Source organism: Sphingobacteriales bacterium (assembly GCA_016700115.1).
GTDB lineage: Bacteria > Bacteroidota > Bacteroidia > Chitinophagales > UBA2359 > UBA2359.
On the sequence record CP064999.1, the window covers coordinates 3104540 to 3128825 of the forward strand.

15 protein-coding genes and 2 pseudogenes are annotated in these 24286 nt (G+C 38.6%); 1 reads left to right on the forward strand and 16 read right to left on the reverse strand.

All coding sequences use genetic code 11. The annotated features are described in order from the left end of the window. Positions 1–197: 197 nt before the first annotated feature. The 10 genes and pseudogenes from greA to IPM47_11240 form a co-directional block, all read right to left on the reverse strand. Positions 198–671: a transcription elongation factor GreA gene (gene greA, locus IPM47_11195; protein QQS31445.1), complete on the reverse strand. Its 474-nt coding sequence runs from the start codon at positions 669–671 to the stop codon at positions 198–200. Between the two features lie 274 nt (positions 672–945). Continuing rightward, a complete protein-coding gene (locus IPM47_11200; protein QQS27476.1) occupies positions 946–2004 on the reverse strand; it encodes a PorV/PorQ family protein in 1059 nt (352 codons plus the stop codon). Positions 2005–2085: 81 nt separating this feature from the next. Further along, on the reverse strand, positions 2086–6711 hold the full coding sequence (locus IPM47_11205) for a hypothetical protein (GenBank protein QQS27477.1): 4626 nt from the start codon (positions 6709–6711) through the stop codon (positions 2086–2088). Positions 6712–6834: 123 nt separating this feature from the next. Continuing rightward, positions 6835–10602, reverse strand: a complete 3768-nt coding sequence (locus IPM47_11210) for a carboxypeptidase regulatory-like domain-containing protein (protein QQS27478.1) — start codon at positions 10600–10602, stop codon at positions 6835–6837. Between the two features lie 198 nt (positions 10603–10800). Continuing rightward, positions 10801–11751: a hydroxyacid dehydrogenase gene (locus tag IPM47_11215; GenBank protein QQS27479.1), complete on the reverse strand. Its 951-nt coding sequence runs from the start codon at positions 11749–11751 to the stop codon at positions 10801–10803. 138 nt (positions 11752–11889) lie between these two features. Then, a complete protein-coding gene (locus IPM47_11220; GenBank protein QQS27480.1) occupies positions 11890–12297 on the reverse strand; it encodes a hypothetical protein in 408 nt (135 codons plus the stop codon). Positions 12298–13145: 848 nt separating this feature from the next. Next, entirely contained in the window at positions 13146–14432 is a 1287-nt protein-coding gene (locus IPM47_11225; protein ID QQS27481.1) for a hypothetical protein, read from the reverse strand. Positions 14433–14583: 151 nt separating this feature from the next. Further along, positions 14584–15165, reverse strand: coding sequence for a T9SS type A sorting domain-containing protein (locus IPM47_11230; GenBank protein QQS31446.1), 582 nt, complete (start codon positions 15163–15165; stop codon positions 14584–14586). 393 nt (positions 15166–15558) lie between these two features. Further along, a pseudogene (locus IPM47_11235) lies at positions 15559–15765 on the reverse strand (Kazal-type serine protease inhibitor family protein). 108 nt (positions 15766–15873) lie between these two features. Then, a pseudogene (locus IPM47_11240) lies at positions 15874–16029 on the reverse strand (Kazal-type serine protease inhibitor family protein). A gap of 639 nt (positions 16030–16668) precedes the next feature. Here IPM47_11240 and IPM47_11245 point away from each other — a divergent pair. Further along, positions 16669–19203, forward strand: coding sequence for a T9SS type A sorting domain-containing protein (locus IPM47_11245; GenBank protein QQS27482.1), 2535 nt, complete (start codon positions 16669–16671; stop codon positions 19201–19203). 105 nt (positions 19204–19308) lie between these two features. Here the strand turns inward: IPM47_11245 and IPM47_11250 are convergent, their stop codons facing one another. The 6 genes from IPM47_11250 to IPM47_11275 all read right to left on the reverse strand — a co-directional run bounded on the left by IPM47_11250 (position 19309) and on the right by IPM47_11275 (position 24250). Beyond that, positions 19309–19767, reverse strand: coding sequence for a hemerythrin domain-containing protein (locus tag IPM47_11250; protein ID QQS27483.1), 459 nt, complete (start codon positions 19765–19767; stop codon positions 19309–19311). A gap of 64 nt (positions 19768–19831) precedes the next feature. Further along, positions 19832–20737: a tryptophan 2,3-dioxygenase gene (locus tag IPM47_11255; protein QQS27484.1), complete on the reverse strand. Its 906-nt coding sequence runs from the start codon at positions 20735–20737 to the stop codon at positions 19832–19834. Positions 20738–20823: 86 nt separating this feature from the next. Beyond that, a complete protein-coding gene (locus IPM47_11260; GenBank protein QQS27485.1) occupies positions 20824–21216 on the reverse strand; it encodes a group III truncated hemoglobin in 393 nt (130 codons plus the stop codon). Positions 21217–21230: 14 nt separating this feature from the next. Next, complete coding sequence (locus tag IPM47_11265) at positions 21231–21671, reverse strand: Rrf2 family transcriptional regulator (GenBank protein QQS31447.1); 441 nt, start codon at positions 21669–21671, stop codon at positions 21231–21233. A 148-nt stretch (positions 21672–21819) separates the two neighbouring features. Continuing rightward, positions 21820–22929, reverse strand: a complete 1110-nt coding sequence (locus tag IPM47_11270) for a HesA/MoeB/ThiF family protein (protein ID QQS31448.1) — start codon at positions 22927–22929, stop codon at positions 21820–21822. A 160-nt stretch (positions 22930–23089) separates the two neighbouring features. Then, positions 23090–24250: a putative sulfate/molybdate transporter gene (locus IPM47_11275; protein QQS27486.1), complete on the reverse strand. Its 1161-nt coding sequence runs from the start codon at positions 24248–24250 to the stop codon at positions 23090–23092. Positions 24251–24286 lie beyond the last annotated feature (36 nt).

Here is a 24286-nt window from a genome sequence, read left to right on the forward strand (position 1 = left end):
AAAAACAGGGTTTGAAATTATACATTGTTTTTGAATTTTTAGATTTTAGAAGCATTTATTTAACCAAATAAGTACAAATACATATTGAATCAGCTTTGTACTTAGGCATAGTATAATACTATTGATTAAACTAAATAAAAAAGGCTACATGCAATTTGTAGCAAGTAGCCCTTTACTGTCCGGGAAATTTAATCTTACTATCTCGATATTTCCAGGATTTCGAACTTCAGTGTACCGGAAGGAACATTAACCTCAACGACTTCTCCTACTGATTTGCCGAGCAGCCCTTTGGCAATTGGTGTATTTACTGAGATTTTACCTGATTTAACATCTGCTTCAACTTCCGTTACAAGCATATACTCCATTATTTTATTAAGGGAAAGGTTTTTTAGCTTAACCTTAGACAGAATTGCTACTTTAGAGATATCTAATTTACTTTCGTCTAAAATTCTGGCAACTGCTAATTCAGCTTCTAATTGAGCTATTTTTCGTTCCAACATTCCTTGTGCTTCTTTAGCAGCATCGTATTCTGCATTTTCCGACAAGTCGCCTTTCTCTCTGGCTTCAGCAATTTGTTTAGACATTTCAGAGCGGCCTGTTGTTTTTAGAGTTTGTAATTCCTTTTTCAAATTCTCCAACCCTTCAGGTGTATAATATTTGATTTCCATGATTTGGTGATTAAAATAGTTCAATTCAATATAAAAAAACAAAAACTCTCTCTCAACCGAACTCAGAAGAGGAGAGCAGAAAATGGCGTTAGAAAAACTTAACCGATTTTATTTAACGATGTGTTAGAGTGCATGATTTATGGCTGTCTAACTTCAAACGTAACAATAACCGGCGGTTAAAAAAAAGAAGAAACGTTCCATTTAAGAAACGTTTCTTCATAAAGTAATATCTGTCAATAACAGCCTAATTGCTGAAATTGTTCAAAACCTATTTAAATTACAGTTCAATACGAACGCCTATAGTATGAGTTCCATTGAAAGGATTGGTTGTACGATATGAGTAGTCAACTCCTAAACCCGATTCACCGCCTTTTTTAAACGGAACTTCTGCACTAACTCCGGCACTTAATCCGGTAAATGCTGTAGCACGCTGTTCAAAATCCAATGTTTTTGAGATCCCGTCTTCATATCTATAGCCGCCTCTGATCATGAATAATTCTTTAAACGCATACTCAAGCCCACCACCTATATGATCGCGCGAAAAAGAATTAGAGGTAAAATTGCCCATTACGGTGATACGATGTGATTCACCCATAATAATATCATATCCCGCACCTATGTTTAAAGCAGAGGGCAACTCGTATCTTTCTGCTCGTTGATTAACTGTAAAGGTATATCCTTGTGGCGATTCTAATTTAGTTGCTAAGCCATCTCCTGCGAAGCGCATCGGAGTACCGACATTTCTCAATGAGATTCCAAAATGTATATTATCATCAGGTCCGGTTACATATTGAATTCCCATATCAAAAGCTGCGCCGGTCGAAGAAGCATCGGCAATAGAATGGTTGATTAAATTTAATTGAAACCCTACGTGAATACTGTTTGAAAAAGCACGCGCATACGCGATTCCGAGATTTAATAACTGGGGACGGAAAGTTGCACCTGAGTTGCCTTCAGGAGCTGAAACCAAAGTAACCGGTATTTCTCCAAAACCCATTGAAAAAACATTGACACCCAATACATTGCTTTCTCCGATGCGTTGTGCAAATCCAATCGCATTGATATTTACACCGCTACCTTGTAACCACATGGTATTAGCAAATACGAGTTGTGTTTTATTGATAAATGACAATCCGGCAACATTATTGCGCATTGCTTCTGCTCCTTTTACCAAAGAGCTGTTCATGCCGTGGAGACCTGTACTTTGTGCCCATGGATTAATCAACAGTTCAGTCGCACCTGCCTGACCTGCCCGGTCTTTGTTTCCGGCAAAAATATGGGATTGAGTAATAAAACAGAGCGCAAATATTATAAATAAGGTAAGGACTTTTTTCATACAATTTTAATTTTCAAAGCTAAAAATAAAAGTTATTAAAAGGACAGCGGCATGAAAAACCGCTGTCCTTTGTGAAACATTTTAGAATATATCCAGGTCAACAGGCCTTGCAATACAGAAGAATTTTAAGGTTACTTCTTCACCAAGGTCCGGAGCAGCAACATGTATCAGGTAAATTCCACTGGCAATCGGTATGCCTTTTTGGTTTTTCATATCCCAATCTACCGAGTTAATTTGCTCTTTTCCGGATTCGCCGCCTAAAGCAGTGTCTATTCCAGGACCACTGTTATCAACTTTAATTGTTCGGATTAAAGTGCCATCTAATGAAAACACAGTGATATTTGCCTTAGATGGAAGATTCGTAATTCTAACACGGTTATCTAATTGAGTAGTTTCATAAAGTGAAAAAGCATAGTATGGATTGGGCACCACTTTAATCAAATCAACTGCTTTTTTTGCTACTTCTGTTTGTTGCTTTTTAGCTGCCAAATCGCGGAAACTAAACTCGTATTGTAATTTGGGATTGTCTTCCACTGATTGAACAAAAGGACGGGCAACTCTGACTTTCATAGTAACTTCTGTCGGGATAAAACCATCAGATGCAGATTTAAGCGTAAAACCGGGTGTTACATAAGGCAAAGTAACCCACATGGCATCGTGATATACGGCTCTTTTTTTGGTGATATCGTTATCAATTACCGCATCTACCAACATTTCCTGATATGCAGCACCTCCATCATAGGGCGTTGACATCACATAAACAAAATGTTCTCCACCTACACGCAAACGACTGGTAGAAATTTGCGGTGAAATTAATGTATTGGTTGGATTCCATTTTAAATCGGACCCATTTTCACTGCTGAAAAATGAATTTTCACTAAAAATGATGTTTAACCTTTCTCCCGTTTCAAGATTGATGGCATAACCCGGGAACCAGGAACGACCAACATCTGATGAGGCGTACAAAAGTGCTCCATTAATTGCAGTGAATGAAGTGGCTGCGGTGATATCACTTGCACGGAAAAAAGTATTGGCGTTTTTTATAACGGTTGTTCCGGAAGAATTTACATAGGAAATCCCTGCGGCGGTAGTTCCGGCTATAAAATATTCGTTTCCCGGAGTTAGACTGGTAGCTGTAAGCGGGCTGGAATAAGTATCATTGGAATTCCAGGAAGGATGAGCTCTCAAACTGTTTTTTGGAGACTTACCTTGTGCAATAGCAGCATCTTTACTCATTTCTACTACCACGCATTGTGTCCATAGCGCTTTGTTGGAGGTAAAAACTAAGTCAATACTGTGCATATTATCTAAGGTTAGCATCGGGTCGGATGAAGAATCGCCAAAACAATCAGAACATGCAGGAGATAATGGTTTAAAAGTTGAAGCAGATGTAAAATTATTGTTTGTTAAACAATAGGGCGCTACTCTTGCATCAAGAATTGCTTCATATAGTTGGTTAGGATCGTGAAATTCGCCTGCTGAATTTTTGTTATCATTGTTTTCTGAATTGGTAGAACTTTCGTCGGTTCCTGAGCGAATCCAGTTAAATGGTGATGAGCCTTCATCGTCGGTTACCAATGATAGCCAACTTTGCTGAACATCTGCAAAAGTCAGGCTGGCACCTAAAACAGCACTGGTTTTGTTATTAGGTATTGGTTGTTGTTGAACTGAAACTGAAAAACCTAATGATTGCGCCTGCCATCCACCAATAGCTTGTGTATATCCGCCGGATATATCCTGCTCAGATTGATAAACCTGACCTGAGGTCAGATTTTGTAATGTCCATCGGGTTTTTGGTGAAATCAAGGTGCCACGTAAATCATTTCCGGTATCGTTTGACAATACATCTATCACGGTACTGGTTCCTGCTTCAACACTGACCAAATCGTCTTGTGCATTCAGGGCATTTGCCGGTAACACTTCAGAGTCATAAACATTGACATAAACGTCTGCACGCTTAGCAGGGTATCCCTCCGCAGAAACTTCGTAGCTGAATTTTTCTAAGCCAATAAATTCGGCATCCGGCACATAATTAATTACTCCGGTATTGGTATCGAATGTTACACTTCCATGTTCCGGGGTAAAAACTTCGTCTAATATTAGAGATGCGCCGGATGGTGCAAAATCATTGTTAAATACGGGAATGTTGACTGAAGTACTGACAGATCTCGCTAAAATTGCAGTATTGTCAAAAGCATAAATTTCAGTAAACTCAGGAGCTCCGATAGTAATAACTACTACACCCTTATCTGTATTCCCATCTTTGTCCGTCAAATCATACAAAAACGAAGTAACTCCCGGGTTTCCACTTGCTCCGTAAAGAAACACTTCATCATTGTTGTCTAACGTTAAAGTACCTGCATTGGGCATCTGATATGATGGGAAAGTAACATCTTCCATTGTTAAACGGAAATCGGCTTCGGGTATATTGAATGGATCAAAAACTTTAATATCTAAAGGTCCATAACCACCGAGGTATGTTACTTCATCTAACGAACCATTTGCTAGAATACCATTAATGCTTTCTGTACTTAGGTCAAGGAATTGTCCACCATTTCCTGAACCGAGAATTCTGGTAATCGGAGGGCCGTCTCCAAAACTACTGTTCAAAACTACCCCGTTTTGTTGGGGAGTTGGAATGTGAGGAATAGCAGTATAAACTTTAATATTGTTCCTTCCTTCAAGGTAAGGCAATAATTGTGCAGTCGGAGATGGGGAAGCGGGGTCGTAAGGTTCGTGTGCGTTATACGCATAAGAAATAGCGGAGAAATAATACTTGGAATTATTTACCATTCTCTTACTTCCTGTTGCAAACTGATCGTCAATAATTCTAAATGAATTGATGATACCATTATCAACTCCTTCAACTTTTAATTCTGGAACTAATGCGCCTACAGTACCATCAATTGACCAGTTAATCAGTTTTGTTACCCCATCTTTAATATCAACCTGAGCAACAAGCCGGGCTTTATCCGGATCATTATACTCTGCTGGAGAAATAGTGGGAGATTTTAACTGGTATAATTTATATCCCTGGAAAAAATACATTGAATCGGGGAATCCCTGATTGGCTAAAACGATATCAGGCTCTGCATAACTTTCAAATGCATTGTTTGAAATCAGGGTGTCATTCCAAAGAGAAATAATCAGTTCCTGATCTAATTCCCGGATCAAAATATTTGGAGCATCAGGTCCATCTTGTAGTTTAAAACAGTTGTCAAACAATGCCTGCGCTTTTTTATCTGCTCTGACAATGGGTTCAAATGAAGGACAGGGGTATTGTAATCCGTCACGAACCCAAACAGCACCTATAATTACATCGTTTATTGCACCCGGAGTTAACTGGAACGGACCTGAGGATTGGAGAAAACGACGGTCGAATGGAGTGTTATTTGCAGAACACTCAGACCATGCATTTTCACTGTTATCAGAAGGTTCGCTAGGAAACATGAATGGGTAGGGTGTTGTACCACCATATCCGTTTCCACCATAAGTAAATGGGGTGCCGTCTTTCCAAACACCTGCTAAATATCCATAAAAATGGGAAGCATTTTCTGGGTTTCCGCCGATTGAGAAGTCGTTATTATAGTAAAGGAAAGAAGTCATTCCCAATTCCTGATATTCGGGGTTGCCTTCTGAGTCAACACCTATCAGTTTTTTAGGGCCTCTGAAAAAGTCAACTCCTACCATTGGAGGCGAAGAACCGTAATATCCTTCGTCAATTGCATCTCCATTGTAACAAATTCCTAATCCTTCTGTAGGAACACAACCCACAAAGTCATCATTATATTGTCCTAAATCAGGATCAACCCATTGTCCAAAGAACACACTATCAACAGGTTGAGTGGATTTGTTTTCAATAATGTACTTGTAGAAAGTCATGTTGTTGACTTCGTCGTTTGTTGCAAAAGCAAAGGCAATGGCGTTTACTTCCAACCCGATAGCTTCCCCACCGGTTTCGGTGTGAATGTTTCCCCGGTCGTTAAAAATCCACCAAATCATCTGATCTCCATAAACTCCTCCACAAGTCGGATCAATTACTGGGTAGTCACCTTTTGTAGGATCATATACTTCGTCATCATCATTGTCAAAGAAAGGAGCCAGGTCTTTGTTGGGAGGCAAATTAAAAGAGGTAAAATAAGGATTGTTTTTTCCCGGCCATTGTAAGATATTTTCAGGAACCTGACCGGGAGGTAAAGTTCCTCCGGCGACTTCAAGTCGGGCTAAAAAGTCATCAATATCTGTGCCTCTAACCTGCCAGAAACGGTCAAATTGATTACATACTTCTTGCTCAATTTGTCCGTTAGCATCCAAAGGTCCCGGCCAAAAGTCATTACCACTTTGACGATAAGTTTGTGCCGAAACTTTGAGCTGCCCTAATTGGTCTATACCACCAATCCAAAGAGCACCTGAAAAGATGGAATGAATGGATTGTTGGTCAGAACCGGCCGGTACACGAGGAACTTCATAATGGGGGTTACCTCCAACCGGATCCCACCATAAATCACCACCTGTCAGCAATCTTGCTCTGACATTGTTAACGTTCAAATCTACTTGCGCTGTTGAAGCGTTGCAATCAGCGGCTTCGTTTTTTCCGCTACTTGGTTGAGGAGATGATGGGTTAACTCCTATGTTTTCTTTTGCCTGGGCAATAGTTAATAAAGCAAAACAAGCAAAGAGTGTAAATAAAAATTTTTGTATGTTCATGCTGTTTAATTTTTTGTCTTTTACATCAAATCTTGTAAGTGTTTGTAAAGTCAGGCTTTAAAGTCAATCCGTTTATAGAATAGGATTAACCAATAAAATAGCCTCTCCTGTTTTTTATCTTCATTAGAAATTAAACATTACACCCAAACGTGCGCGGCGAGGCAAACTGAAGTTGCCCGGGTCGTTTACCTTCATAGTATATTGGTCTGAAAAAGCAGTTGGGTCAACTTGTCCCTTAACAACTTCTTGCCCTGCAGCAGAATTGATATATCCATCATCATCTGCTGTGCCTGTAAAGCCATAAACTCCGATGACATTGTCTGCATCAAGCAGGTTTTGTACCAATATATAGATATTGATGTTTTTGTCTGAACGTCCTTGTTTGCGTCCAAATTTCAATGGAATATCGCGCTCTAAACGGGCATCTACACGGAAACTGAAGGGCAACCGGGAGCCATTGATAGAGCCGTCTAACTGGCTTTGTGAACGAACACCAAACTGAACCGATGGGGTTGGGTTAGCTTGTCGTGAATAAGGTGTGCCTGAACGGGCACGGAAAATCAGGTTCAAACCGGTATTGGCTAAGATATCCTTTCCAAACAATTTAGGACCATTATAGTCTTTTCCGTTTCCATAGCGATAATCCACATTCATGTTTAACATGTGACGGGCATCATAACTTACAGGATTTATGGTACGCAAGTTTGGTACACCAAAATCTATAAGTGCTGCTTGTGAGGTTACTCCGGAACCGGTTGCATCTGCAAACTGAAGGGTATAGTTTGCTGAAAGTTGAATGTTTCCAGTACGTCTGAGGTCAAAAGAAAATTCGAGTCCTTTTACAGTACCAAAGTCTATGTTTCCAAAAGTATTGTAAGGGCTAGGATATGCAAATGGCACGTTAATGACCTGAATCATATCTTTTAGTTCACGGTAAAAAGCAGAGATAGTAATTGCAGAAGTACTGCTTACTTTTTGTTTAAATCCTATTTGATAGTCAACGGTACGTTCGGGACGAAGGTTTGGGTTGTTAAACAAACCACCGATTGCATTTTCTGCAAAGAAATAATAGTCATAAGGTGTAGTGAACAAACGTGCTTGTGGTCTTTGAGACAAGATGTCGTAATGTGCAAAGAAAATAGCTTCATCTGAGATTTCAAATGAGAAAGCAACCCTCGGCATTACTGTAATCTGAGGTTTGTAATCTTCAAAAGCTAAATTGGGGTCGTAGTTTGTGTTTTTAACATCGCCTTTTGGGTTATCGGTTAGTGGTGCAGCTAAGTAAGGATTAACAGTTCCGCCACCTGAAACCAAAACGCGTGGGTCATTAACTGCAGCACCGGTTAAATCATACCATTGAGAGCCATCCCTGTAACCTAAGATTTTGCTGGGATTTACTTCGTTGTCCACATAAACAACAAAGTCGTCTCCGATTGTTGAAGGGTGAGTTCCTAAGTTGCTCACCTCACCTGCTTTGCGGGTTGCATAAAGCGGGGAATATAAGTCTTTCGGCACTTTTTGATTGGCATCAAACCGGTCAACCCGAACACCGACATTAAAAATCAGGTCTCTGAATGCAAATTTATCTTGAATGAATCCGGCCATATATATAGGACGGAAAGCGCCAATTGGTCGGGTAAAGATATCTTCCTCTTCATTTCTTGCTTTCCAGAAATCTTCAAATGCAGGTTGGCTGGTTAACTTGTTTCCTAAATAATCATAACCATAATAGGCGACATAGTTGTTACCATTATTAAATAACTCATCAGGAGAAAATAAATCGAGAGACAACTGGTCAGGATTTACTTCGTCAATATTAATGATACCCATTGATCCATAACCGAAACGTTCTCTGAATTTGCGGTCAAAATAGGATTGTTCAGCTCTTATCAGATTATAGGTAATGGTATCGGTATAGGGGTTAAATACGTGGCTTACGCCATCATATTCAGAAAATGGGATTTGTTGTCCGTTGATAATTAAAATAGGGTTGTCTAAATCCCGGATAATATCGCGTCCAAATCTTGCATTTCTTTCAAACATGAGGTTCCACAACCCCATCGGGAAAACATCGTGAGAACGGTCAACCCTCTGCTCATATTCAAAACCAAATTCAATAGCGTGTTTGTTTCTGTCTGAAGCACCGGGCCGTTTAATATCAATAGAGCCATTAAACACGATTCTCGCCTGATCGTTTTCGTCTTTTTGATATCCGCCATAAGGTGTTCCGGGAGTGTACCATAAATTATAGGCAGAATTTAAAGAAGCAGGTACATTACCATTGCGGATACCCCCATTTAGAGATAATTGAACAAGATTGGTGTAATAGTTGGTTTTATCAGAGCCAGCCAAAGCAAAATATTGCATATTGTGGTTGTCTTTGTCTGTATTAACACCACCCGGCTGATAGGTAACCAAAGTATCTGCTAAACCTTGAAATTCAAGTCCTGTAATTGATATGCCATCTCTTTCAAGCGTTGTATAACCGTAAACAGGTGCCCGATAAGTTGAAAAACTACCGGCATAGCCATAGTCGAACAGACGATCTTCAAAAACCGGATCCTGAAAAACGCTGTAATTTTTGGTAAAGTCAAATTGTAAAGAATAATAAGCATTTGAAAATGCAGATGGTTTGGCATCTTCTGCAGTTCGGGCATTGTTGAACCGCTGAGTCAAACGGGCATATCCGCGATAGGTCTGCTGGTTCTGTGTTGGTATATGGTGCGGATTAAACAATTCATACCGGCGAATAACATCCATGTTTAAGCCATCAGTTCCTCCAACAGAATAGTTGGCAGTACCTCCGAATGTAATGTTAATGTTTTGAACCGGTTGAAAGTCTAATTTAGCAGCACCTGTAATTTCGTCTTTTTTAACATTCGGACGAACATCTACTTGTTCAAATCCGTCGATTCTGGTTAAATCAGTGCTTTTTAAAAATCCACCGGCTGTTGAAGAAAGTTCAAGCGGATTTTCTCTGATATTGTCTAACACATCGTCTTTGGTTTGCCAAATTCCAACAGCAGATGGTCTGTCATCATCTTCATGCAAATATTCACCTGAAAGAAATAACCCTAAAATTGGCCTTTCAGAAGGAGTACCTTTACCTTTTTTGAGCAGAGGACCCGAAAGACTAAAATTGCCGAGGTAATATCCATAAGGTTCAAGAAATTTTGAGGAAACTAACTCGATGCCGCCAGACCAAAACTGAGAGGGTCCTCGGGTTGTGATATTTACAATACCTCCGGTGGCATCTCCAAAACGAGCGGGTAATCCGCCGGTAATTACGGTCAATTGTTCTATGGATTGAGCAGGAACAGCAGCACTACCCCGTACTTTGATACCATCTATATAGTAGTCTGTTGACTCAGATCGTTGACCTTTTACATTTAATCCTCCTCCTTCATCAGATTGAAAAACTCCCGCAGTTTGAGAAGCTATGGATGCAACATTACGTGTAGGCATCTTCATAATTTGCTCCTTGGTTACGGTTTGTCCGGTAGAGGTTTTGTCGGCTTCAAGCAATGGAACTTTGTAAGAAACCACTTCTACCGTTTTCAGCAGCTCTGACTCCTGACTAATCTGGACATCGAGAAAGGTAATCCGGTCTGCATAGACGACCACGCCATCATATTGTTTTCCCTGATAGCCAACATACGAAATTTTGACGGTATAACTACCTGCCGGTAGTGGTTTTATAGAATAAAATCCATCAAAATCTGATTGTGCGCCCTGCATGGTACCGTTTACTACTAATGATACGTTTGCAAACGGAATGGGTTCGCCTGTATCCTTATCGGTAACTTTTCCTTGAATTTCACCCGACTGTTGTGCAAAGGCAAGCACCGAGCCAAATAAAAAGAAAGCTAACAAGAATAAAAATTTTCTCATACGCAATAATTTATGATTTGTAGTTGATTTTATGGTGAATTGGTTGCCGGAGGCAGTTTTTTACTAAAGATTTAGCCTATTTTTAATGGATAGGTAAAAATAGAAAGTTTGTTTCGATTTTTACCCACTTTGTTCAAAATCTGACGAACTATTGATAATAGTATTGCTTTTTTATGTTTGAGTGATGCACTTATAATTTTAACAGTTATTGGAGACAGTATAATGTTCAATTATTTTCTTAGCAAGAACGTATGCTATTTTATAGGTCGATTCATGGGTAACTCCTGCTATATGAGGGGTCATAATAACATTCTTACACTTTCCTAACTCTACAAGCAACCTGTAATCTTCATGTTGATAGGTATTCAGGTCTTCATTTTCAAATACATCTATTGCTAACCCTTTTAGTTGTCCTTTTTGTAAGGCTGTTAGTAAATCATCGGTTTTGGCAATCCCTCCTCTTGAAGTATTAACTAAGTATATCGGACGTTTAAATTGCGAAATAAAATTACTGTTTATCATTGCATGGGTTTCATTTGTAAGGGGTATGTGCAAGCTGACTATTTCTGCTAGTTCAAAAATTTGGTTCAAATTACATTCCTTGACACCATGCTCTGAAAATCCGAACTTATATTTATCATAAGCCAGAATGTTTACTTCAAATGCTTTCATTCGCTTTGCAAATGCGCTTCCGGTATTGCCAAACCCAATTATTCCCACTGTTTTACCTGATAATTCGCTGCCTGTGTTTTCAATTCTGCTCCAAATTCCATTTTTCAATTCGGCATGCGACTTGTTAATATTGTGCAAAAGTGATAACACCATTCCGGTTGCATGTTCTGCAACTGAGTCCCGGTTTCCCTCCGGTGAGTTAAAACAGGTGATACCTTTTTGTGAAGCAAACGGGACATCTATCAATTCCATGCCCGAACCTGTTCGTGCAATAAATTTCAGCGTTTTTCCTTTGTCAATTAACTGTCTGTCGGCTTTGATTTTGCTTCGGACTACAAGCCCTGTATAATCGCCTATAATTTGCTGGACTTCTTCATAAGTTATCTTTTCAAAATGATTGCAAGTAAAGCCAAATCCGGTAAGTTCTGTCTTCAAAACTGGGTGAACCACTTCGGTAATGAGCACTTTGCCTTTCATTAAAATTTGGTTGATTTATAGTGCACACTTTAAAAAGTTTGCAAACTTACAACCCTACTTGGTAATTCACTCTATTTTTCTTGTAAATAAATGCAATCTAACCCCTCAAACGAAAATAATTTAAAGGGGGTTGCCTCCTTAATAGTTAATTTCCATGAGTTCAGCAACATTTTTAATAATTGTACAGACTATAATGCCACCAATATGGAAAACAAATGTGGCTAATACCATAATTTGATATTCTCTGAGGCTGTTTAAAGTTTGTCCAGATAAGTAAGATGCAGCTTTAATAATAAGAAAAGCCATCACACAAAAAAGGAGGAAAGATTGGATGACATAAACCAACCGGCTTGACTTGCTAAAAAAGCCTAAGACTGCATTTGCCCAAACATAAAACCCCAATGATGAAACCGCAATAAACCATACCATTTCCGGATTTTCACAAAATAACTGACAAAGCAGCATTAAAATACCCGTAACCAATAAAACGATGACAAACTGTTTTATCGGAGTCGCCTGTTTTAATATATCGAACGATAAGATCATCGTTTGAGAGTTTTTGAATTTTCAAATGTACGGGATAATCTTGTTTCCAGATGTTTTTCATTGAAAACCAAAACTCATAATTTTCAATAGAAGACTTTAAGCAAGTGTACCACATTCAACCAAATGAAGAAAAGATTTCATAGTTTGGTTGTGTGTCATTTCCATAGTGCTTAACCTCAGTTAAGTATCATACTTTCTCGTAAAAATAAAGCCAACTTTGATAGTTCTAAATTCACCTGCCATTTTTTAAAAAACAGACTTTTCCTGAATGTCAAACATTGAATAAAAACAAAATTTGGAGTTTCAAAATCAATTGATCGAAGTTTATTGCAGGGTTACCATAAACTTTTGCAGAGGTGCATTGAGCCTTTGCAGAGGTTCTTTAAGTCTTTGCAGGTGCACATCATGTTAAAGCAGGGGTGCAACAAGTCTTTGCGGAGGCGAATTAAAGTTTTGCAGATGCGCAATGAGCCTGTGCAACTATGCAATAAGTCAATGCAGGTATGCAATAATTCATTGCAGAGGTGAATAAAAGTTTTGCAGATGCGCGATGAGACATTGCAGGTGTACAACAAGTCATTGCAGGGGTGCATGATGTTAAAACAGAAGCGCAATAGGTTAATGCAGTGGATAATATTCAATATTATCGCCCAAAGTTTGCTTCACACATATCATATCCATTTTTTTGAGATTGAACGCGGTGCAGTATTTGGTGAATGTAGATATTATAGTTCAATGATGTACATCTATAAAATCTGAACCAAGGGCTATTAGTCCATAATCCTTATGATTGGTGTACTAACATAGCTAATATGACCGGACATCAAATGAATATTCTGGTTAACAACTCAATTCTTAAAATAATCTTCGATGAGTTTTAAGTAGTAGGGCTTTCTTTGATTGTTACTACTGTTTCCGGTGCAATCCATAAATTTAAGTTCCAATAAATCCCACAGGTCGGTATGGCCATTATCATACCCTAAAGCCCAGATTCCAACTCCTCCCAGTTGATATTCATAGACCAGATCATACTTTTGATTCAGGCTTTCCGTATTTTCGAACCAGCATTGGGTAACTTTATCTTTAGGCCCTTTTATAATATAGGGTGTGGCGCTTCTCGTGTCCCAGCGTTCTTTGTATTTGCCTCCATAAACATTTTTAATCTGGGAATATGTGGGAGACTGCACATAGGATTTTGCAGAAGAAGGAACAGCATAGCTTTGTGTTGTCCACTCACGGCCATAATAGGGTACAGCCAATATAAAGTGTTGAGGATGAACACCCGAATTGAGATAGGTGTTTAAGGTAGCTTTTTGGGAATATTTTCCTTCTAAAGGAGCAACAGGTCCGGCATGTTTACTATTGGCACAAAAGTAGTCATAGCCCATTATGACAAACTGTTTGACATAATTTTTTAATGCTAAAACATCGAAAACCCCTTGGTGGTCAATAGCAGGGACAGCCATAGTAATCGTAGTATTTGGTCTGTCAGTTTTAAACCTATTGTGAAGATATGCGACGAATTTGATCAGATTTTGTTTGTCCCCGGTATAGATTTGTTCGAAATCCAGATTAACTCCGTCGGCGCGACGCTGATTGAGTAATTTAATCAACTGATCGGCAAGGTTATTCCAGGCTTTTGGATTTCTCAAAAACCGGGCATTGTTGTCAAATCCGAAATTGGTAACACAAAGTTCAACTTTACATCCTGCCATTTGAGCGTAAGTGATGGAATTGGTAGTTGACCAGCTATGCACCGTTTTATAGCCACCGGTGTTGGGGTTCAGTTCGTAAGAAAAATAACTAAATGTACTTAGTAATTCAAAGTCATAATAGTTGTAGTACGAAGAACCATACCAAAAAGGATGATAACCATATACTTCTTTACTTAATGCACAATTTGAAGAGCGTTTTGAAGAGGCAAAACCCGAATTGAGATATTGCAATATCAGACCGTTCATGCCTGCACTATCTGCCGGCTCGTCGGTTTCTGCAAATTGATTTTCATTCATTAGCTCCTGCCGGATAGAAACGCCGTTTTCATCGGCCTCATAAACATCTTCTAAAACAGGTTGAGATTGGGTGGGAAAACAAGTATAAAAAATAAAGTAAAGAGTGGTAAAAAAAGACTTCATAAGTATAAATTGGTTTTAACCGATACTAAACTGATACATACTTTTGAAAATTGTATTTTTCAAGGAAAAAAAAGTGCATAAAAAACCCCCAACCTATTAAAAAAGGCTGGGGGTAACCCATTTACAACCAACAATGTAACTACAAGACTAATTATTGCTTAATAAAAGATGCGCTTAAAATGCTGAATTCATTTTGAATTTGTAAGAAATACAACCCTGAAGGCATATTGTTTACTTTGACGTTAATTGTTTCCGAAAGGTTTACCCGTTCCTCTAAATAAATTTGTCTTCCATACAGATCAAATATGGTTAAGGTCAGTGAGCCGACAATTTCCTGAGGCAGTCTGATAAACAGATCATCGGACTGAGTAGGGTTGGGATAAACTATGAGTTGAGGAGATGCCTTTACATCATTCTGAGATTCGCAAACATCTACATAGACCCAATGTAAAGATGTGGCGACTATCTGACCTGTTGCCCAATCTGTTGCTGTAAATGTATAAAGGATAGTATCTGCAGGGGATGCCATTGGTTCGGGACAGTCAGTGCAACTCAACCCATCTGCAGGAGTCCATTCAAAAGTTGTTTCCGGGATATCGGGATAGTCAGGAGGTATTAGTTGTATGCTGTTTCCTAAACATAAATCGTAATACAAAGTATCGGGAATCAGACAAGGCTCTACGGTTACTTCATAAATTTCATAATATGGACCACCACCGAAAGTGGTAAACATAGTCAGGGTATATATGGTATTTACTGACGGCCATACGGTAGGGTTAGGACAGTTTATGCAACTGATATTGTATTCTGGTTCCCAGGAATATAAAGTATTAGGAATAAAAATGCCTCCAAGTTCTATACTATCACCATCACAAATTGTAAGATAATAAGTTGGGATTCCACAATTTTCAACGGTTACTAAAAAATGACTCACGATTGGACCACCGCCTAAAGTAGTCAGGGTTGTAAGGGTATAGGTGGTAGTTTCATCGGGCGTAGCGATTGGGTTTGGACAATTAGCACAGCTTAATCCTTCTGAGGGACTCCATACATATATGGTATTGGGCGAATAGGGCACACCAATTTCCACACCCACATCTATACAAGTATTATAGGATGTTAACTGACATTCTCCCGAAGTAAATGACACAACGCCCTCGCGGGAAGCAAAACAGGAATTGGCATAGGTAATACCATTACAACCACATACAGGCTCATACTCGCTTGGGCATGGGTTGTAGTGAATCAATTCAGGAATAACACATGGACCGAAAAAAGGAGGATCTTCGCAAGCTCCCGGAATAAAAGAAGTGATACCAGAGTAAATGGCAATACAATCGTTGTCGTAGGTAACTCCGTCACACCCACAAACAGGAGCATAAATAGTAGGGCAGGGACCAATTCCGGTTTGATCGGGATTAAAACATCCGGGAACCACTCCACAAACTCCCGGAGTAAAAGACGTTATTCCACTGTTTGCAGCAAAACAACCATTAGAATAAGTATTTCCGTCACATCCACAAACGGGGCTGTAAATTTCCGGACAGAAAAAAATATTAACCATATCAGGATCAAAGCAATTGTCGGCACCACACATAATCTCTGCATTTGCGATGACCGTAACGTCAGTAACTGTTTCGTAAAATAAAGGACATTCGCCTATTGTTCCAGCAAATCCCCCCATAGAGCACAACAAAGTTCCATCACATAAAAATACTTCTGACGGGAAATCTGCACAAAAAGGATTAGTAGAGGTGAAAAAGACATATTGCCCGTTGTACCATCCCTGTGAAATATTATTCACACAAGACCATGGTTCACAGATGCTGTTTGCTAATTGAGTTAAGAACGGCAACTCAGTTACCGGGTTTTGAACACCACAGGGCATTCCGGATTGTGCCACAGATTGCTGATGCGATACTGTGAGGAAAATTGTTAGAAATAAGACATGTAGATAAAATGATTTCATACAAATTATGTTTGTGAGGGTTAAAATTATACTTACTTTTACCGAAACTTAACTGAATAAACGATATTTGCAGCAAATGCGTTGGTTTTCAAGCAGTCAAAAGAGTTAAGTTAAATGAAAAAGTCTTTTATAGGACAGACTGGTTGTAACAAGTTGAAACAGGAACATTTTAAAAACTGGTGTGTTTATCTTGGATTGTTGAAAACACAAACCCGTTTTTTCTCAAAAATAACTAAATAATATCCATAAACAAAAACAAAATGAGCTATGCAATTTAAAAACTTTACACTATCAAAAACATTCGCCTCTTTGGTTCTGGTTTTGGTATCTGTTTTAGCAGTAGCACAACCTACGCTTACTTCGGCAAACTTTCCGGTTGTAGGAGACGAATTTAACCGTATCAGCGCTGCTCCAAGCGCAGTTTTGCCCGGTGCTGCCGGCGCAAACGTGTTTTGGAACTTTGCTTCTTTAGTGCCTGCTTCCGGTGCAACAAGCGGAACCTATGTAGCCCCTAATACCACTACAATGGGCGGTAGTTTTCCTGCTGCAGATGTGGCCAATATCAGTGGCACCTTTGTCGCTTATTACGATGTAACAAGCAGTGCTTCAAGCTGGATTGGAGCCGATAACGGCGGAACAGCAATTACCTTTTCAGACCCTTTGATTCAAATGCAATACCCCTTTACTTACGGATCTACCTATTCTGATATTGGCGACCGGCAATATAATGTTGGTGTTGTGGTTGGCTCGCGTTTGACGCGCGATGTGATTGCCGATGGTTATGGCACTTTGACTTTGCCAAATGGGGTATATGAAAACGTTTTGCGTGTTCGCATTGAAGAAACCTATCGCGATACCACACCAAATCCTGCTCAGTTTTTTGAAAGAGAATCGACCAGATATGAATGGTATGACCAAACTTCACGTTATCCTTTATTGGTTTATGAAACCGGTACAACTAATCAATCTGGTACTATTGCCAGTTTTTCAGTGCTCAATTATGCTTTTGTGTTGAGTGTGGCTGATGACTATGGGTATAGTTACATCACCTCTGACGAAGGTCTGAACTGTGAGTGGGTTGACATAGTTGATATTGGCACAGAAATTACAGGGCTTGCTGACGATAACTATGTTGGTCCTATTCCGATGGGTATAGACTTCCAATATTACTGGACAACAGAAAGCCAGGTATATATTGGCTCTAATGGGTATGTGTCTTTTGACCCTATTCAAATATCTTCAACAGGAACGGTTGCTTTTCCGTTTATCCCTACCCCCGATGAACGGAATAATTTCGTTGCCCCATGTTTGGCTGACTTAACTTTTGGAGGTGTCAATAATCCGGGTAAATGCTATGTGTACAACGATGCAGACAGATTTATAGTTACTTATCTTGGAGTGCCTCAGTGGACGAATAATGCATTTCAATGGGTAGGCAGTAATACGTTTCAGGTGATTTTTTCTGCTATTGATTCATCAATCACCTTTAATTACCTGACAATGGAACCAAACCTGACCACTGAGTATGCAACTGCTCAAAACCCGGTAATGGTAGGTATAGAAAATATTTCGGGCGATATAGGTATTCAGGTGAGCAATACAGCAATGCCTCCATCTAATTCATGTATTCGGTTTGACCCTCCTGCGGTACCTTTAATTGACGTAAAAGATGTAGCTCCTACGTTTAACCAAAATCCTGAAAACGGTGGATTTTTCGTCTTTAAAAATGAAATTTTTGACCTGCAGACCAATGTAAAAAATGTAGGCAGTGTGGACATTACAACTCCAATCACAGTCAATACAACGGTGTTTGACCCTTCTGGTATGCCATTTGTGATTGATAACGTTACTTTGCCGGGCTTAGATCAAGGACAAAGCGAACTGGTAACTTTTAGTACTCCTTTTCCTGCATTATTCACAGGTGCTTTTACCTATGAAGTTTCTACCATTACTACAGATGACATCAATCCAAACAACGACTTTAATGTTTCTGAATTAGTTGTTGTTGATTCGCTTGCCAATGGAGAGATTACGCTTTCTTATGTAGTTGGAACAGCTAACCAGGGAGCTGTTTCCTGGACAGGTGGTTCAGGGTTTAACGATGGTGCCGGTATTTATATCGAGCCTCCTTTTTACCCGGTCGAAGTTGTTGGTGCTGAATATTATGTAGCAACTACCGGTGCAGGTACTGGTTTTAGAGCCAGAGTTCAGGATGACAATGGACCTGCCAATAGTCCCGGTTTGGCAATAGCAAGTAAAGATGTTCCTGTCGGACAAATTTTGTCACTTTCATGGAACAGAGTTGACTTTGACAGCCCGCCGATGATTGAAGATGGTGGTGTTTATGTTTCGTGGTTAATGGAGGCAACAGATATTCAGTTGGCTACTGAATTAGATCCACCTTTCTCACGACGTTCTTATGAAATTTTGGGCGATGCCTGGGCACCTTACCGTTCCGGTGATATTTCTGATTTATACATTCGTGTAATTGTCAAGAAAACAGATTTTCCGGTTGGCATTAACAACCCAAATCAAACCGCTGCTTTTAACCTTGAAGAAGCTTTCCCCAATCCTTCTACTAATCAAGCCTTAATTCAATATTCGTTAATTTCTGATGCCCCGGTAACTTTTACGTTAACTGATATTGCAGGAAGGGTTATTGAGCAACGTTCCATGAATTTAGTTCAAGCAGGTAGCCACCAAATCCGTTTAAATACAAGTCAATTGCCTTCAGGTGTTTATCTATACACACTCAGCAGCAACGGACATACTGAAACCAAACGCTTAATGGTCGCAAACTAAAATAGTGCCGTTCATTTGGTTCTAATTAAAAAAACGCATCTGTGCCTTCACAGATGCGTTTTTTTTATTCCTGTTTTATATGTCTTTTCAGTAAAGCAATGATAATTACTTCCAAAAAGGGTCTTTCCAATCTTCTATGAATGATTGATTGCGGGCAGATAATTCAAATTGTTTTATCGCTTCAGCAGATATACTATTTTGAATTTCGTTAAATAAAATACGCTCTTCAAAACGTATATGCTGTTCCAAAGTTTTATCAATGAGATGTAAGTTTTCAACAGTTTCGAGATTTTGGGCAAACAAGTGATGAATAGTTTGATGCTGTCCAATAGCAATTTTTACTAACTCATGATTGTTTCCCAATAGGGGAAATAGCAAGTTTTCTTCTTCTGCAAAATGAGGGAGAAGATGATGTTGGTAAAACCAAAAAACATAATTTCTAATACGGGATAGTTCTATATTCCTGTTTAGTCCGGTTCTGATTTTCCAACAGAATAATAAAGCATGGTGGTGTTCTCGGCTCAAAGGCTGAAGGGCTTTATCCCTTTTTAAAGGCTTTCCCATTGCAAAGTTTTTTTGATAAACTGAAGGTAATGTATATTAAGGAAATTTGAAAAACGCATCAAATTTATATACCCCAGTTTTGTTTTTCTATATCTGTCCAAAGAGTTGGGAAAAATTTGCGTTGCTGAAATTTGGGATGCAGGTACTTTTTCCATTCAGATCCACCTGTGGCAGCTTGGTTTTCTCCTTTGCTGTCCAAATAATGTTTGGCTGTGCCGAGATGCACAAGCGGCCATTCTATGTTATAGAGGCGGTCAAAAGTTTTAAGTTGATGTAGTAGTTCTTCCGAAAGAGTGTCAATCTGTAATATTTTATCTTCTATTGTATTCCCTCTTGTCTTTTTTGCAAGAGTGATAAAACTATCGAGATATTTTTCTTCAAACTGCGTGAGTGTAAGAGTTTTTTTACCTGTTTTGCGGTTAAGTCCGGCATCCTGCCAATAAATATTTTCAAACATTTCTTCAACCGTCGGGTTTTCAGGAAGTCTCTGTTTACCTTCTAAGTTGATAAGATTTTCGAGACGGGTGCAGTAAATTTCAATAAAACGAAATTGAGCCGACTGAAAACCACTCGCAGGAGCCAATGCAGTTCGAAACGTATTGTAGTCATTGTAGTCCATGCCATCTTTCATTATGTCAAACGAGTTTATCAGCAAACCGGTATAGCGGTTTAGCCGGTTGAGCTTGTTTAACAGGAACTGCTCTGTGGGGTTGTTGTTTTCAACAATCTGTCTGATTTCATGTAAAATAAGTTTAAGCACCAACTCAGTGATTTGATGGTACATGATAAAGATTTCTTCATCTTTAAATTCAGTCTTTGGTTGCTGTAGTGTTAAGAGAGTATCCAAAGAAACATAATCCCAATAGTTGATGGGTTTTGTTTGAAGGAGGCCTTTCAAATAAGTCTCAGGGTTTTCGCCAAGTTTGATATATTTTTCGTTAATGTCCTGTATAATTTGATTTTGTTCCATATTCACTTGTTGGATTTAGTCTTGTTGAAAAATTGTTCTGGTTTGGGTATTGCCTAATGATTGTATTCTATACTAATTGTGTGGGGTTAAAAAAGTGCATCAGTTTCAAATTTTTGATGATAGGCAATTTTAGTTTGAAATAGTTGTGCCATTTTACTAGCCCGCCATTTGCTTTCTTCTGCCTTGGCTCCTGTAAAATGTTCATCTATATTTTGGTTAAAAATTGAAACCCATCGCTCAAAATGCAGACTTGTTATTGGTAATCGGGAATGTGGTGGAAATGGACTTCCAAAATACGTGTGCTCTTCGAGCAATACGGTTTGCCAAAACCGAATCATTTTTTCAAGATGTTTCTCCCAATTTTCTTGAATCACAGCGTTAAAGATTGGTGCAAGTAATTCATCGTCTTGTACTTTGCTATAAAAAGTTGATACCAATTTAATTATATCTTGTACAGTAAGTATTTCTGTTTGATTCATGTTTTTTCAGAATTTTAAACGTTCGATTTAAGATGACTTTGTCCTGTGTTTAATTCGGTTGCTAGATTAATGATTGTTGTGGTTTCGAACAGTTTGTTAAGCGGGTTGCGCACTTTTATATATTGGTCATGCAAGGGACACGGATGATCTGGATTGCATTGTTTTAACCCAAGTACGCAATTGAATAACAATTGCTCGCCTTCAATTGCACCAATTATATCCCGCAGGTTGAGATCCATTTTTTTTTGATGATTAATTTCAAACCCACCGGTTGGACCTTTTACCGAATCAATAAGCTGATGTTTTACTAATTGTTGCAGAATTTTTGCTGTGAAAGCCATAGGAGAATCTATTTCCCGGGCAATATCCTTTAATCCTATTCGCTTTTCATTCAAGGTTTGTTGCATGATATAAATCGTTGCTCTGATTCCGTATTCACAGGCTTTAGAAAACATTTCTGCTAATTTATCTGCAAAGATAAGATTTGGTTTTATTTCGGACAATTTTGTCTTTTATTATTTTCCTTTTCAAGTTACAAATCATACCTTCAACACCTAAAATCCGTATAACAATTCTGTTATAAGTCCCTTCGTTTAAATAAAATTATACTATCCTGGACTTATAAGTGATTAGCCAGTCTTCGATTCCGCCAGCCAGACTAAAAATACTCAGGTCGTCTCGGTGCTGCTTAATAATGGAGTAAGCCTGACGACTGCGTTGCCCCGATTGGCAAAAAACAACTATAGTATTGTTTGAAGGTAATGAATTGATATGCTTTGCAAGTTCGGGGAGGGGAATTTTTAGATGTGGAAAGTGTGAAATTAGAGGCATTTCGAAGGGCTCTCTGACATCTATGATGGTAAGTTTATCGGACGTTTGAAGTAATGTCTCAAAAGTTTGAGGTGAGATTTCGCGAAAATCATCGTATGTAGAACAAAAGCCGAAGTAGTCGAAAAACTCAAATTCTGTTCGGTTTTTAGGCATAAATTGAATGGATGCCGGGTTTGGTGTAATTTGAATTTGATAGGATTGATTGTATAACGCATTGTAAGTAAGCAGACAATTATAAAGAGGGACTCCTATTTCTGCAATTATTTTAATTGCTTCAGTTGCCTGTAAACTGCCAATAATACCGGGTATTACTCCCAAAACTCCGGCAATATTACAAGCAGGACTGTTAGAAGGGTTTGGGGGATTGGCAAACAAATCACGGAAATTAACTGAAGTAGGTTGGTTTTGATTAAAGACTGCAATCTGACCTTCAAATCGGAATATGGCACCATAAATCAGTGTTTTTTTGAGAAGAAAGCAGGCATCATTGATTAGATAGCGTGTTGCGAAATTATCAGATCCGTCAATAATGACATCGTAATCTTTAAGCAACTCTAAGGCATTTCGATTAGTTAATCTAAAATGATATGGAGTAATAATAATATCGGGGTTGAGGAGTTGCAACTTTTTAGCTGCGATAATTGCTTTGGGTAATCCTATATCAAGTGTGTTGTATAAAATTTGACGATGTAAGTTGGTGATTTCAATGATGTCATAGTCAACAATACCGATATGCCCTATTCCTGCTGCTGCAAGATATTGCAAGGCAGGACAACCTAAGCCGCCTGCACCAATAACCAATACTTTTGCTTTAAGCAATTTTTCTTGCCCTTCAGTACCAAGTTCCTTGAGTAAGATTTGGCGATGATATTTTTGGTTTATAATGCTCAAATTTAAAACTGATTAATATTTTTTGCCTATGGTTAAATTTTAGTTACTGTCTATAAGTTGTCAGTTTTATGTACATGAAAAACTTGGTTTGGATATAGGTTTTTTTGTTTAAAAATATTAAGAATACAATATGGAAAGTTAAATATATTGGTCAGGTATTTTTGTTATCACCTATGCTTATCAGAGTTTTTAACTGAAAAGGAGAATAATAAATAGCCATTCCTATAATCATAGCTATTAAAAATCCATAGGGCAAGCCAAATGCAATGATGCCTGTTAGTAAGGAAATAAGTAGGTTTCTTTTTTCAGTGAAAAGATCTTTGATGAGAAACATCATTGCCAGACCTTCAAATAAAAGGATAACCCCTAAAACCGGCAATGGAAAAATATTGATCAGTGAATGGATATTGCTCCCGAAAAAAAATCCTAGAATTAAATAAAAAAAGCCATAAATAATAACTGATCCACCGGTTCTTCCACCAAAAGTATAATGACCAACCATCCCGCCTGCTCCATGGCAAACAGGAATTCCACTTAAAAAAGGGGTAACTAAGTTCATCAATGCATAAGTAAAACCTATTTTTTTTGTTGAAAGTTGTGTTTTAGGAAACAGGTCATGCGCAACTTGTTTTGTTGCTAATATTGAATTGCCAAGCGAGAGCGGAATTTGTGGTATTGCCAGTAATAAAAATCCGGTCGTTAAGTCATCAATATTTGGCACATGTAAAATCGGGAGATATATTTTTGGAAAAACGTCAATATTGGAAAAGTTTGAATTAAACAAAAGTGAGTAAATCACCCCGGTGCTGATTACTAAAATTGAAGCCGGAAACTTCTTATTGTCAATCAAAAAAATAGTGAGACAAAAAGAGATACCTGCGAGTATGTACCCATTTAGATTGCCTGTAGGGATATATTGTTTGAAAGCTAAAGAGCAAAGACTAATGCCTAACCCTAATTGAAGTCCTCTTATTATTGTTTTAGGTACTATTTTTGCGAGTTTCTCAATAGCCCCTGTCAAAGTAAGGATAAGCATCGTTAATCCAATAGCCAAGCCTGCTCCAAATAAAACGTTACCGGCTATTTTTTGAGCAATGACCAATGTTGCCATTGCTTTCAGGGGCTGTACAGGCATTGGCATTTTGTAAATCAGACCCGTCAATATTTGCATCACCCCAAACACTATCAAAACACCCGGAGTATGTAGACCTGCAGCCAGAATCATTGCGGTCAGTAGTGGAAAGTCGGTTCCAATGTCACCAAAAGCACCTGCTAATTCATTCCTGTTAAATTCAATGTTTCTGAAATTCATGGAAAATTAGTTTTGTTCGGGGTTCAACTTTTATTA

Bases quoted from the DNA above. Each gene is read 5' to 3' on its own strand.
- IPM47_11250 (QQS27483.1), bottom strand. From the start codon at position 19,767: ATGGGAAAGCCTTTAAAAAGGGATAAAGCCCTTCAGCCTTTGAGCCGA.
- IPM47_11220 (QQS27480.1), bottom strand. From the start codon at position 12,297: ATGATCTTATCGTTCGATATATTAAAACAGGCGACTCCGATAAAACAG.
- IPM47_11200 (QQS27476.1), bottom strand. From the start codon at position 2,004: ATGAAAAAAGTCCTTACCTTATTTATAATATTTGCGCTCTGTTTTATT.
- IPM47_11265 (QQS31447.1), bottom strand. From the start codon at position 21,671: ATGTTTTCTAAAGCCTGTGAATACGGAATCAGAGCAACGATTTATATC.
- IPM47_11210 (QQS27478.1), bottom strand. From the start codon at position 10,602: ATGAGAAAATTTTTATTCTTGTTAGCTTTCTTTTTATTTGGCTCGGTG.
- IPM47_11205 (QQS27477.1), bottom strand. From the start codon at position 6,711: ATGAACATACAAAAATTTTTATTTACACTCTTTGCTTGTTTTGCTTTA.
- IPM47_11245 (QQS27482.1), top strand. From the start codon at position 16,669: ATGCAATTTAAAAACTTTACACTATCAAAAACATTCGCCTCTTTGGTT.
- IPM47_11225 (QQS27481.1), bottom strand. From the start codon at position 14,432: ATGAAGTCTTTTTTTACCACTCTTTACTTTATTTTTTATACTTGTTTT.
- IPM47_11255 (QQS27484.1), bottom strand. From the start codon at position 20,737: ATGGAACAAAATCAAATTATACAGGACATTAACGAAAAATATATCAAA.
- IPM47_11275 (QQS27486.1), bottom strand. From the start codon at position 24,250: ATGAATTTCAGAAACATTGAATTTAACAGGAATGAATTAGCAGGTGCT.
- IPM47_11260 (QQS27485.1), bottom strand. From the start codon at position 21,216: ATGAATCAAACAGAAATACTTACTGTACAAGATATAATTAAATTGGTA.
- IPM47_11215 (QQS27479.1), bottom strand. From the start codon at position 11,751: ATGAAAGGCAAAGTGCTCATTACCGAAGTGGTTCACCCAGTTTTGAAG.
- IPM47_11230 (QQS31446.1), bottom strand. From the start codon at position 15,165: ATGTTTACCACTTTCGGTGGTGGTCCATATTATGAAATTTATGAAGTA.